9 protein-coding genes are annotated in these 12,382 nt (G+C 65.4%); 5 read left to right on the forward strand and 4 right to left on the reverse strand.

Features of this window, described 5'->3' with window-relative positions:
* Window positions 1-107: 107 nt before the first annotated feature.
* Window positions 108-1,658, reverse strand: a complete 1,551-nt coding sequence (locus ACIBI6_RS03370) for an acyl-CoA carboxylase subunit beta (protein WP_364340590.1) — start codon at window positions 1,656-1,658, stop codon at window positions 108-110.
* Between the two features lie 526 nt (window positions 1,659-2,184).
* Between ACIBI6_RS03370 and ACIBI6_RS03375 the strand changes: the two genes are divergently transcribed.
* Genes ACIBI6_RS03375 through ACIBI6_RS03385 form a run of 3 tightly spaced genes read left to right on the forward strand, consistent with a single transcriptional unit; the run spans window position 2,185 to window position 5,042 of the window.
* Window positions 2,185-3,036, forward strand: coding sequence for a transcriptional regulator (locus ACIBI6_RS03375; protein WP_364340592.1), 852 nt, complete (start codon window positions 2,185-2,187; stop codon window positions 3,034-3,036).
* A 45-nt stretch (window positions 3,037-3,081) separates the two neighbouring features.
* Complete coding sequence (locus tag ACIBI6_RS03380; RefSeq protein WP_364340594.1) at window positions 3,082-4,032, forward strand: acyl-ACP desaturase; 951 nt, start codon at window positions 3,082-3,084, stop codon at window positions 4,030-4,032.
* Window positions 4,029-5,042, forward strand: coding sequence for an alpha/beta hydrolase family protein (locus tag ACIBI6_RS03385; RefSeq protein WP_364340596.1), 1,014 nt, complete (start codon window positions 4,029-4,031; stop codon window positions 5,040-5,042). Before ACIBI6_RS03380 ends, ACIBI6_RS03385 begins: the two co-directional genes overlap by 4 nt.
* A 25-nt stretch (window positions 5,043-5,067) precedes the next feature.
* Here ACIBI6_RS03385 and ACIBI6_RS03390 read toward each other — a convergent pair whose 3' ends face one another.
* Window positions 5,068-7,803 (reverse strand): discoidin domain-containing protein, encoded by a 2,736-nt coding sequence (locus ACIBI6_RS03390; RefSeq protein ID WP_396955152.1) that lies wholly within the window; start codon window positions 7,801-7,803, stop codon window positions 5,068-5,070.
* 157 nt (window positions 7,804-7,960) lie between these two features.
* On the opposite strand from ACIBI6_RS03390, the gene ACIBI6_RS03395 reads away from it, so the two are divergent.
* On the forward strand, window positions 7,961-9,022 hold the full coding sequence (locus ACIBI6_RS03395; RefSeq protein ID WP_396955153.1) for an LLM class flavin-dependent oxidoreductase: 1,062 nt from the start codon (window positions 7,961-7,963) through the stop codon (window positions 9,020-9,022).
* Here ACIBI6_RS03395 and ACIBI6_RS03400 read toward each other — a convergent pair.
* Window positions 8,983-10,032, reverse strand: a complete 1,050-nt coding sequence (locus ACIBI6_RS03400) for a fused (3R)-hydroxyacyl-ACP dehydratase subunits HadA/HadB (RefSeq protein ID WP_396955154.1) — start codon at window positions 10,030-10,032, stop codon at window positions 8,983-8,985. The two genes, ACIBI6_RS03395 and ACIBI6_RS03400, sit on opposite strands and share 40 nt — an antisense overlap.
* Window positions 10,033-10,055: 23 nt before the next feature.
* Window positions 10,056-10,706, reverse strand: a complete 651-nt coding sequence (locus ACIBI6_RS03405; RefSeq protein WP_396955155.1) for a YdcF family protein — start codon at window positions 10,704-10,706, stop codon at window positions 10,056-10,058.
* 337 nt (window positions 10,707-11,043) lie between these two features.
* Between ACIBI6_RS03405 and ACIBI6_RS03410 the strand changes: the two genes are divergently transcribed.
* Window positions 11,044-12,252, forward strand: a complete 1,209-nt coding sequence (locus ACIBI6_RS03410) for an alpha/beta fold hydrolase (RefSeq protein ID WP_364340606.1) — start codon at window positions 11,044-11,046, stop codon at window positions 12,250-12,252.
* Window positions 12,253-12,382: the final 130 nt, after the last annotated feature.

Genomic DNA, 12,382 nt, shown 5'->3' on the forward strand with positions numbered 1-12,382 from the left:
ACGGATGACGTTAGGACACAGCGCTATCGGGCCGCGCGGCGTGCGAACGAACCTCGGATATCACACGACCGATGCACGTTTGCACTGTGACACAACACAAACTGGGCCTAGACGGGGAAGAGGCTGTGCTTGCGCGGGTTGTGCTTCCTGACCGCGCCCTTCTCGCGCAGCAGGCGCAGCGCCCTGCGGATCTCCAGCCGGGTCTGCGACGGCTCGACCACGGCATCGATGTAGCCGCGTTCGGCTGCCGTCCACGGGGTGGCCACGGTGGCATTGTAGAAATCGATCATCTGCTGACGCACGGTGGCGCGCTGTTCGGGCGGGGTCGCCTCCAGCTGCCTGCGGCCGATGATGCCGACCATGCTCTCGGCGCCCATGACCGCGATCTGTGCCGTCGGCCAGGCCAGAGCCAGGTCCGCGCCCAGCGGCTTGCAGCCCATCACCGCATAGCCGCCGCCGTAGGCCTTGCGCGTCACGATCGAGACGATCGGCACGGTGGCCTCGATCACCGCGCGGAAGAACCGGCCGCCGCGCTTGATGACGCCGTTGCGTTCCTCTTCGAGACCGGGCAGCACACCGGGGGTGTCGACGACGAAGATCAGCGGCAGGCCGAAGGCATCGCACAGGCGGATGAAATATGCGGCCTTATCCGAGCACAGTCCGTCCAGTGCGCCGCCGAGTACCTGCGGCTGATTGGCGACCACGCCAACACTGCGACCGTCGACCCTGGCGAATCCGGTGATCAGGTTCTGGGCGGTACCAGCGCTGATCTCGTGGAAATCACCGTCATCGAAGATGCGCAGTAGCACCTCGTGCATGTCATAACCGGACCGGTCGGAATCCGGAATGATCGAGTTCAACTCGAGGTCGTGGGCGGTGATCTCCGGTTCCAGTCCCGGATTCACCACCGGAGCCTGTTCGAGGCAGCTCGACGGCAGGTAGCTCAGATAGCCGCGGACCCAATCGAAGGCGGCCTGCTCGTCGGCGGCGACATGGTGCACCGTGCCGTTGGCCTGCAGGGCGGCGGCGCCGCCGAGATCGTCGGCGCTGACCACCTCGCCCGTCACGCCCTTGATCACCTCCGGGCCGGTGACGAACATATACGATTTCTCGGTCGCGACCAGCACATCCATATTGACCGGGCCGTATACCGAACCGGCCGCGCATTTGCCGAGCATGACCGCGACCATCGGCACGAAGCCGGACAGATCCTCCTGGCGTCGGCACATCAATGCGTACCAGGCCAGCGAGGTGACCGCCTCCTGGATACGGGCGCCGCCGGAATCGTTGATCGACACCACCGGGCAGGCGTTCTCCTGCGCGAATTCCATTGCGGCGGCGACCTTTCGGCCGAACATCTCGCCGACCGAGCCGCCGTACACGGTCTGGTCGTGGGCGATCACGACGACCGGCCGGCCGTCGATGTAACCGCGGCCGGTGACCACACCGTCGCCGTACATGCCTTCAGTGCTGCCCGGCTGGCGCACCAGCGCGCCCATTTCCACAAAGGAGCCCTGGTCCAGCAGCATGCGTACGCGCTCGCGTGCACTCGGTATGCCCTTGGTCTTGCGTTTCGCGATACCGGTCTCGCCAGCGGGTTCCTCGGCGATCTCCAGGATGTCCCGGAGTTCCTCCAGCTTTTCTCGCGTGCCGCTCATATGGTCTGATGCCATCCTTCGACTCGTCGCCTTGCACTGTCCGGGTTCACCGAACGGAACGGTACAAGGCGCTCGGTGCTATCGGGCACACGACCCGCAGCACAGGGATTCAAATTTGGTCACGGGACAGCTTGTGGGTTCGCCGGTGGCTGTCCTCGATGCCGTCGGTGGATTGTCGCCCGGTGTTACAGCCGTCGTACCAGGGTGGCGCACTCACGTCAGTGTCCCGGGGGTGCACTCCGGTCTCACCGAGCATATCCGATCATCCGAATTACCGAAATATTCCGATGAGAATCGCTCAGCTGCTTGTGATTTCGCCCAAGCTTGTCGGTGCGGTGTGATGACTTTCCTAATTACCGGACCAGGCATTCGATTTCCGTCCGAACGCCGCTAGCCTTTCAGAGTCATGGTGGGCAAACAGGCTGGCTCGGGAAGTACGAGTCTGGAATCGAAACTGGTCGAATATTTGACTTTTCAGGCCCGAGCCACGCAGCGCGGAGATCTCGGTACTATCACACGGACCTGCGTGGCCGAGGCTGCGCAAGTACTCGAACCGCAGTTGGCTCCGGTTGCCGAGCAGCCCGCGATGATCACCGGATCGGCCGCACGGTGGGCGCGTGAGGGGGTAGCGCTGGAAACTGTGCTGGACGCCTATCACGACGGGGTGCGCGTCGGGCTGGAATTTCTCGCCGAACAGGCGGCGGACGAGGATGCCGATCAGGTGGCGGCCGCGGCGGGATTGATCGTGCGCGTGCTGGAAATGGTGACGACGGCGACGTCGACGGCCTATCTGGACGAACACCGCCAGGTCGCTCGGGAACAGCAGACCGCCGCGCAAACCCTGGTATCGGCCCTGCTCAGCGGGCATGGCGTCGCACGGTTGGCCGGGCGCGCCGGTATCAGTGTCGCCGCGTCCTACCAGGTGGTCGCCCTCGCGATTCCCGCGCATCCGGACGAGCGAAGACCCGGACTCGGTGCTGCGTCCGCGGCCCGCCGCAAGCTGCGCCGGGTCCAGGCGGCGTTGGCGATGCCACTCGGTTCCCGAGCGCTGTCGCTGCTGTCCGATGAGGGCGGCACGGTCCTGGTGCCGATCGACGAGATATCCGCCATGACACCCCTCGCGCTCACCCCGGATGTGCTCGAGCTGGTCAGCGATGCCGCTGAGGTACCGCTGACCGCGGTGGTGGCCTCCGGTGAGACCGCCCGGATTCCCGAACTGGCCGGGTCGGCGCAGGAACTGCTCGCCCGGCACCTCGCCGAGGGGCGCCCGCCGGGGCTCTATCGGCTGGCCGATCTGCCGGGTTGTGATGGCTTCCAGCCTGGTCATCGGCCTGTCGTCATCTCACCCAACGATCGACTGATCACTCGTTCGGCCTGAACTAGTCCACCTATCTTCGATTCGGGGGTGAACAAAGGAGTACGTGTGACGAACGCGTTGACCGATCTCGCTATTCTGCGCGAACTGGAGCCTATCGCCGAACGTCAGCTCGACGAGCATCTGCACAAGGCCAAGGCGTGGAATCCACACGATTATGTGCCGTGGGATGACGGCCGGAATTTCGCGGCCATGGGCGGCCTCGACTGGGATCCGGAACAATCGAAGCTATCGGAGGTCGCGCGGACCGCCATGGTGACCAACCTGCTCACCGAGGACAATCTGCCCTCCTATCACCGGGAGATCTCGGAGTCGTTCTCATTGGACGGAGTCTGGGGCACCTGGGTCGGGCGCTGGACCGCGGAGGAAAACCGGCATGCGATCGTCATGCGCGATTATCTGGTGGTCACCCGCGCGGTGGACCCGGTGGCACTCGAACAGGCCCGAATGGCGCATATGACATTGGGTGTCGAGAAACCGGAGAAGGGGCCGCAGTTCCTTCGCTCGGTCGCATATGTGACACTGCAGGAACTGGCGACCAGAATAAGTCACAGAAATACCGGAGCCGCCTGCGATGAGCCCATCGCAGAGCGTATGCTGCAACGGATTGCCGCCGACGAGAACCTGCATATGATCTTCTACCGCAACCTCAGTGCCGCCGCCCTCGACCTCGCACCCGACGAGGCCCTGCGTGCGATAACCGATATCGTCACGCGGTTCCAGATGCCCGGACTCACCCAGCCCAACTTCCGGCGAAATGCGGTCATCCTGGCCAAGAACGGCATCTACGACTTACGCCAGCACCTGGATGTCGTGCTGCGGCCGGTGCTGCGCGCCTGGAATGTCTTCGAACGCACCGATCTGTCCGACGTCGGCGAACGCGCCCGCGACGAACTCGGCGCCTTTCTCGACGAGTTGGCGATCAAGGCAACACGTTTCGAGGAGCAGCGCGACCGCGCCGCGGCCAGACAGGCAGAGCGAGCCGCCGTCGTATTATGAGTTTTCGAGCACCGATCACCGCGGCGGCGATGGCCCTCATCGCCGCGCTGGCGTCCGTGCCCGCACTCGCGGATCCGCCGCCCGCCACTGATCCGGCCATGACACGGACCGGAACGATCAGCATCGAGACGGTCGGGCCGCGCCACGAACGTTTCGCCATCGCCTCGGCCGCCATGCGTCGGGTCATTACGGTGGATGTGTTGCGCGGCAGCGGTTCCGGGCCGCGTCCATTGCTGTATCTGCTCGATGGCGTCGACGGCGAGGCGGTCTCCGGATGGCTGACCAAGGGGCGTGCGGCGGAGTTCTTCGCGGACAAGCCGGTCGATGTGGTGTTGACCAGCGGTGGTACCGGGAGCATGTACAGCGACTGGATGCGGCGTGACGCCACTCTCGGACTCAATCGGTGGGAAACTTTTCTCACCGCCGAGCTGCCGCCGATTATCGAGTCGTATCTGAAAACCGATGGGCGGCGGGCGATCGCGGGTGTGTCGATGGGGGCGCAGGCGGCCATGATGCTGGCCCAGCGGTATCCAGGGCGCTACCGTGCGGTCGCGGGGATGAGTGGATGTTATTCCACCGCAGACGATCTCGGCCGCGCCGTCACCACGATCACCGTCGCGTCGCGCGGCGGCAATGTCGAAAACCTTTGGGGCCCACCTGGATCACCGGAGTGGAATGCGCATGACAGCCTGCTCGGCGCTCCGCAGTTGCGCGGCACCACCATCTACCTGTCCGCGGCGACCGGCCTGCCGACCGACGCCGACCTCGTCGCGGTATCGCACTCCCCGGAGCTTGTCGAAGCCCTGAAGACGGCGGGCGGTGGTCTGGCCCTCGAAGCCGGGGCGCGCTCGTGTACCGAACGCTTCGCCGCACGACTGGCGGAGCTGAATATCCCGGCCACCGTCGATTACGCCCCGACGGGCATGCACACCTGGCCTGATTTCGAGGCCCAACTGCCGCGGGCCTGGCGCGTGCTCGCACCGGCGCTCGGCCTGCCCGACCCGCCGTGAGGTGCGCAAAACCGGTCGTTGCGAGTCAGGTTCGGGGGCCGGTGATTTCGAGTTCTTGGAGGATGGGGTGGGGGGTTGGGGTTGGGGTGGTGAGTTCTAGACGGATGTAGCGGGTTGAGAGGGGAGTGGGGAGGGAACCGGTGGTTGGGTCGGGGGTAATGGGTGTCCAGGTTTGGTTGTCGGGGGAGGTGGTGAAGGTGGTCGGGGTGGGGGTGGTCCAGTGGGGGAGGATTCGGTCGACGTGAGTTTCCTGGCCTAGGTCGACGGTGACGGTTGCGGTGGGGGCGTTGGGGGACCAGCCGGTGGCAGGGGTGCCGTCGACGGCGGCTTCGGCGTATTTGCCCGGCTCGTCGGAGCTGGTGGTGACTGGTTTGCAGCGGGCGAGGTTGTCGGTGGGGGTGCGGTCGGGGCGGCGGGTCGGGATGGTCAGTTCGCTATCGAGACGGTGGGTTTCGGTATCGGTTCGGACTTGTAGCGGTTGGCCGTCGGTCAGGGTCAGTTCGGTTTTGTCGGCGCCGATGGTTGCGTCGAAAGTTCGGCCCTGCCAATGGATTCCATGGATGCTGAGACCGTCGCGGAGCTCTGGTGGAAGCGTGGGAGCGATGCGGATTTCGTCGGTGTCGAAGCGCAGTCCGAGCAGGCCGTTGGTGAAGGTTTGCAAAAAGCCGCCCGCCGCGGTGACGAACGTGAAGGCGGGCGCACCGGCGAGCGGGTCTTCGGCTCCGACCTTGGCGCCGCGAGCCTCCGCGAATTGGCCGAAGGGGGCGCGGACGAACGGGCGGACGGCGCGTTCGAGGAAGGTGTCGGTGGCGCAACCGGGGACGCCGATTTTCGCCGCGTCGATAGCATGCACCGAATCGGTCATCGCCGGGCCGTCGGGATCCGTTCGCTCCGAATAGTATTCGAGCACATTGGCCGCGACATCCGGCGGCATCGGCCAGTCCAGGGGGTAGATGAGCAGCACGGTGTCGGCCTGTTTGATGGGAGTGCCGGTGTAGCCGTCGAATTGTTCGAATATCCGCTGGTTGCCATCGAACGGCATGCGCAGACCATCGGCGATAACGGTCCACTCGGGCGGGCGCGGTACACCCAGAATCTCAGCCGCATGTGCGGCATTGCGCAGGGCCAGGGCAGCGACGGCATTGGTGTAGACCGCGTCGTTCACCCCGTTGCTGTACTCGTCGGGACCAGCGACATTGCGAATCGAATAGCTGCCGTCCTCGTTGCGCGTCACCCGCGAGGCCCAGAATTCGGCGAGTGCGCGCAGCACCGGCCAGCCGCGTTCGCGCAGGTAGCCGGTGTCGCCGGTAGCCGTGTAGTACTGCCAGGCCGCCAGGGACACATCGCCTTGCAGATGGATCTGGGTCAGGCAGTGCGGCGGATCCCAGCTGTGGCATTCGTCGAGATCGCCACGGCTCGCGCTGGTCCAGGGGTAGAACGCACCGCGGTAGCCGAGCCGCTGAGCGTTCGCGCGCGCGGCGGGCAACGTCCGAAAGCGGTAGTCCACCACGGATTTCGCCAGTTCCGGTGCGAGCTGCAGCAATCCGGGGAACGACCAGATATCCGCATCCCAGAACACCGCGCCGCCATAGTTGTCGCTGCTGAGCCCGACGGGCGAAATGCTGTTGTCCTGTTTCGGATTCGTGCTGGAGTACAGCGAATACAACGCACCGCGCGCCCAGGTCTGCATATCGGGCTGGCCGGGCACCTCGATATCACCGCGCCACCGCACCCGCCATGCCGCGGCTGTTTCCGCGAGCAGGTTCGCCCATCCCGTCCGCACGGCGCGCTGTGCCGCCTCGAACGCGGTCGCCGCCGGATCAGGCGAGGTACGGGTGGTGTCGACCCCGACGAACTTCGTCACCTGATACGTGCCGCCGTCGCGCACCGGAAACCGAACATCCTGGCGCGCACTGAGATCGCGGCCCGGTGGTGTCGGCTCGATCGCGTTCGAAGCGATACCCGCCCCCGGGCGTAGCACGGAGGCGATATCGCCGTCGACATCGGTGCCGTCGGTACGGAATCCGACTCGAATCGTGTCGTCATCGCGAGCGCCCACCTCGGACTGGCTGACTCGTCGGGCACCGGCGCCGTCGACGAGATCGGAGACGACCATCTCGCCCGACCAGTGCGGCGCCAACGTGACGTGCACCGCGCCGACATGCTGATCCGACTGGTCGGTGAGTACGTCGTAGACCAGATCGGTGGCCTTGCCATCGGGCGCGGTCCAGGTCAGCCGGGTCCGCACCAGTCCACAACGCAGGTGCAGCGTTTGTGCGAAGTTCGAGATCTGGGCAGCGGGCGTGGCGGGTGAATAGGTGTGCGTACCGACACCGACCGACAATCCGGACCAGTTCGGAATGGCCGCCGCGACCTCGCGGTTATCGGCCACACCCGGAGTATGCGCATAGAGTCCGGCGACGAAAGCGCCGTCGTATGCGGGCGTGTAGAGCGGCCAGCCGGTCATCTCATCGGTCGCGGTGTATCCCATGCCGCGCGGCGGTACGCGCAAGCCGAGATAGCCGTTGCCGACGAACGGATGCACATCGATCGGCACGTCCACCCGATCGTTCGACGGCGCCCAGCCGGGAGCCGACGCCAACGGATCATCCGGACACGCACCACTCGCCACCCGACCGGTGTGACGCACCGCGACCAGCACCGCTGTTGCCGCCAATACGATGACAGCCGCGAGCGTGATGCCCCACAGGATGGTGGTGCGACGGCGCGCACGTTGGAATGACTGGCCGATCCGCGACATTCGCGCCTCCACGTCGAGCTCGACGTTCGTGCCGAGCCGCGATACGCGTCGACGACCGCAGGACCGGCTACCAGTTTACGCAGGTGTGATTTCCATTCTTTCATCCAGAACCATCCGTGCGTTGGAATGCGGCGGGGCCCGGGGTGTTGACACAGGTATGACTTCGGAACTCGATCAGGTGCGGTTTTCGATCCTGGATCGCTCGCGCGTCCGACGCGGTCAGAGCCATCCGGAGGCACTGCGGGAGACCGTGGAGTTCGCGCGCTTGGCCGAGGACTGGGGATATCACCGGTTCTGGGTCTCTGAGCACCACAGTGTGCCCGGGGTCGCGGGCTCGGCGCCGACCGTGCTGGCCGCGGCCGCGGCGGCGGCGACCTCGCGGATCCGGATCGGCACCGGCGGGGTGATGCTGCCGAACCATCAACCATTGGTCGTCGCCGAGCAATTCGGGGTCTTGGAATCGCTGTATCCGGGACGGATCGATATGGGGCTCGGCCGCTCGGTCGGCTTCACCGACGGCGTGCGGCGGGCACTCGGACACAGCAAGAGCGATGCCGACGATTTCGATCAGCAACTCACCGATGTCCTCGAATACTTCACGCGCGGCAAGTCGGGTGTGCACGCTTGGCCCGCGGAGGGGCTGCGGGTACCCGCATTCCTGTTGGCGACCGGATCCGGCGCGGAACGGGCAGCGCGTTTCGGTTTGCCGCTGGTTATCGCCTCGATCGCTGGACCGGACCGCATGGCCGAGGCGATCGAGCGCTACCGCGCGGGGTTCCGCCCGACGCCATGGGGAACCGAACCGTATGTCGTCGTTTCCGGCGCGGTCGTGATCGCCGACACCACCGAGGAAGCCTATCGGCTATTGCTACCCGAGGCGTGGTCGAGCGCGTATTCCCGGACGCGCGGCGAATTTCCGGTGCTGATTCCACCTGCGGAGATCGAATCCATGACGATCACCGACCGGGAACGACGGATCTTCGACGAGGCGCTGCGCGACCATATCCACGGCACCGAGGACGAGGTCGCCGACGCATTGGCGGCCTTGGTCGCGCGCACCGGCGCGGACGAAATCCTGGTCCACACCAGCACTTACGACCGCGCCGCGCGGCTGGACTCGCATCGCAGACTCGCGCGGCTGCGCTCCAGCCCGCCGGCTGCCGTCACCGGGACCGGACTTCAACCCCGTTCGGGGAACAGGACTTCCGCGGCGGCGTAGCCGAAAAGCCGACGGCCATGCGACCTTGCGTCCAGTGCGACGGTGGCCTTGCGGTGATGCGTATCGAGTGAAGTTATCCGGCCACGGAATTCGATGGCGCTGGCCTGCCACGGCGGAATACGCAGATAGTGCGTGTAATGCGCGAACTGGGCGCGGAATCGGCTGGCGGCCGCCGGATCGCCGAGCCAGCCGCCGAGATATCCAGCGGCCAGACCGAGTTTGAGCATGCCGGGGACGACGACGGTCGGCAGACCGTTCGCGGTGGCGGCCTGCTCGGTGAACAACCCCGGATCGGCATCACCGGTCACCCCGGCGTAATCGACCAGATCACCGCGCGACAGCTGAACGACCCGGGCCGGTAACTCCGTACCGACCGATAGCGATTCGAAATCGACCGTGGTGCAAGGTATCCGAGATGAGATCGGTGCCACGAGACCGTCGCCTTCGGCCGGAACAACGATCTCAGGCGTATATGGCGCATCGAGGGAATCCATGGCGATCCGGCCGACCCGCTGCGCCAACCCGGCACTCTGGGGGCCGCGCGTCAGCAGGGCCGTGGAACCGGTCTGCACCACCTCGCCGTGCTGATCGGTCAGTACGCTCTTGACCGCGAGCACGTCGTAATCGGCGAAATGATGGAATGATTCGAAATAGACATCACAGGTGATCCGGTCACCGGCGACCAGCGGCCTGCCGATATCGAGCACCTGGTCCGCATGCAGAATCCGGTGTGAATCGTACCCGGTGATGAGGGTATCGAGTATTTCGCGGTGGGCCCGCAGCAGGATTATCGAGGCGAATGTCGGCGGGGCGATCAACCCGCCGAAGCCGAGCTGCGCGGCCGCCTCCTCACTCCAATGCGCGGGGTGGAAATTCTTTGTCGCGCGTGCGAATTCGCGGATCTTTTCCCGCCCGACCTCGTAGGTGGCGGCGGATCGATATCGATGGTCGAGTAACGTGCGGGCCTGGTCCGCAGGATCTGTAGCGGCATCAACGGCGCCATTGTTCATATTCGCTCCTGTATTGCTGTGGTTCAGAATCTGGGCCCGAACTCCCAAACGAGTGGCGGTACCTTTTCCGGAGTGAGCGTGGCGACGACGGCTACGCCCGCATCGCCGAAAAGAGCTGCGGCTCGGTCGATATGGTCGGCGGAGGTCACTACAACGGCGTCACGCATGCCGATATCGTGCATGACCCGAGCCGAACGTTCGGCATTCTGCGCGGTGGACACCGCTTCGGGCTCGATATGGATGCGCTCGGCCGGAATGCCGTGTCCGATAAGCCAATCCGCCATCGCCTGCGCCTCGGTGACACCGTTGCGCGGATTCCCGCCGGTCACGATGATCGGTGACAGCGGAGCCAGCAGGGCCTGCGCATATCCGGCGTGCAGCCGGCTGACCAATTCCGGTCGCATCTCGCCATCGGGTAGCAGTCCGTAGCCGAGCACCACGATCGCGGTCTGCGGTCCGCGGAAGCCGAGCGGCTGTGTCGAGGGCGCGGGTTCGGTTGGCGGCCAACCGAATAGCATCCCCCGTGGCTGCTCGGCCGCGCCGCCGGCATCGGCGACCGCTGGCGGGCTGTGCAGCAATGCCGACGCCACCGTCGCGGCGCCGAGCAGCGTCCCCGCGGTCAACCGCGCGATGCCGCGGCCGAAGCGGACGGTGGATTCGATCGGATCGAACATGGCAGCTCCACTCATTAGCCGTCGGGTGGCCGCCGACGGCGGGGAAAACGTGGAACCATGGTCTTCTCGAATGTTCTGAATTCCTCGTAATCCGTTGGTGATCTGGAGAATTCACCGAATTCGATCGTCTGAATTGTGGCCGTCGCCGCGACACCGGAAACCGCGATTGTGCCGCACCCCTAATAGGGGCAAAGCCGTTTGGTGAGGTGTCCAGTTACGTTGCCGCCGCATGGGTTTCACCAGCACCCGGCTTTAGCGTTGCCGCAGTTTCAGTGCCGTTGACCGACTTACCTCGGCGCTGCGACTCGAACGCTGACGTTCTCCAGGAAGGCATGTCATGAAACGAAGTAGATGCGGTCGGTCGGTCAGCGCCGCGGTGATGATGGGCGTCTCGGTGCTCGCCATGAGTGTGACCGGGGTCGCAGCCAATGCGAATCCCGATCCGGCGCCAACGGAGCAGACTCTGGCCGACTACATCGCCGCGGGCCGGAAGGCGGCGCCGGTGGCCGACTCCGGCAGCGCGGGCAGTTCGGGTTCGGCCTGCACCTCGGGCAGCGGTGCGGGATCGGGCAATGGCTCCGGTGATTGCTACGGTGGCTCCGGCAGCAGCTCGGGATCATCGGGCGGATACGCCAGTGACACAGTGGGTTACGGCCCGCCGAGCACAGCGTGGCTGGCCGCGTTCGGCTACGGTCTGCTGAATCCCGATGTCGCACCGCCCGGCACCAACGACTGGAACTGCAAGCCGACCGCCGAACATCCGCGCCCAGTAGTCGCACTGCACGGCACCTGGATGAACGCCTACAACGGGTTCGCCTACATGGGCCAGCCGATGAAGGATGCGGGCTTCTGCGTCTTCACCTTCAACTACGGACGTTCGAATCTGCTGGAAGGCGGCGGTCTCGGATCGGTGCTGCCCGGTGTGATGGGCACCGGCTACATCCAGGATTCGGCCAAACAGGTCGCAGCCTTCGTCGATCGAGTACTCGCCGCGACCGGCGCGTCGGAGGTCGATATCGTCGCCCACTCGCAGGGCGGTTCGTTGGCCAACTGGTACACCAAGTTCGAGGGTGGTGCGGCCAAGGTGAAGAATCTGGTCACCTTCGGTGCCACCCACCACGGCACCAGCCTCGACGGCATCGGCGCATTGGGCCGGGCCATCAACAACTTCGGTATCGACATTCTCGGCTTCATCGAGATCTTCGTCGGTCACGCGGGCATCCAGCAGACCATCGGCTCCGATTTCGTGAACCAGCTCAACGCGAACGGCGACACCGTTCCCGGTGTCGACTACACCGTGGTCGGAACTCGCTACGACGAGGTCACCAACCCCTACGACCTGACTTTCCTGAAGGCGGGTCCGGGCTCGACCGTCCACAACATCACCTTGCAGGACGGTTGCGAACAGGACCTGTCCGATCACCTGACGATGATGTACTCGCCGCGCGCGCTGTCGATCGCGCTCAACGCGCTCGACCCGGCCGCTCATCCGAATCTGGACTGCGCCTTCAACCCGTGGTTGATCGGCGGTGGCGGCAAGCTGTGACATCCGAGTAGGCGTGCACCGCGGCCGAACAGGACGAACCCCGACTCCCGAGCCTGTTCGGCGGGTGCGCCCACCGCGACGCGATCCCGTCCCGTTGAAACGGATTCCTATCCCGCCTCCGTTTCCCGGT

The sequence above is a fragment of the Nocardia sp. NPDC050412 genome (assembly GCF_044458825.1).
Classification (GTDB): Bacteria; Actinomycetota; Actinomycetes; order Mycobacteriales; family Mycobacteriaceae; genus Nocardia.

Bases quoted from the DNA above. Each gene is read 5' to 3' on its own strand.
- ACIBI6_RS03370 (WP_364340590.1), bottom strand. From the start codon at position 1,658: ATGAGCGGCACGCGAGAAAAGCTGGAGGAACTCCGGGACATCCTGGAG.
- ACIBI6_RS03385 (WP_364340596.1), top strand. From the start codon at position 4,029: ATGAGTTTTCGAGCACCGATCACCGCGGCGGCGATGGCCCTCATCGCC.
- ACIBI6_RS03390 (WP_396955152.1), bottom strand. From the start codon at position 7,803: ATGTCGCGGATCGGCCAGTCATTCCAACGTGCGCGCCGTCGCACCACC.
- ACIBI6_RS03395 (WP_396955153.1), top strand. From the start codon at position 7,961: ATGACTTCGGAACTCGATCAGGTGCGGTTTTCGATCCTGGATCGCTCG.
- ACIBI6_RS03400 (WP_396955154.1), bottom strand. From the start codon at position 10,032: ATGAACAATGGCGCCGTTGATGCCGCTACAGATCCTGCGGACCAGGCC.
- ACIBI6_RS03405 (WP_396955155.1), bottom strand. From the start codon at position 10,706: ATGTTCGATCCGATCGAATCCACCGTCCGCTTCGGCCGCGGCATCGCG.
- ACIBI6_RS03410 (WP_364340606.1), top strand. From the start codon at position 11,044: ATGAAACGAAGTAGATGCGGTCGGTCGGTCAGCGCCGCGGTGATGATG.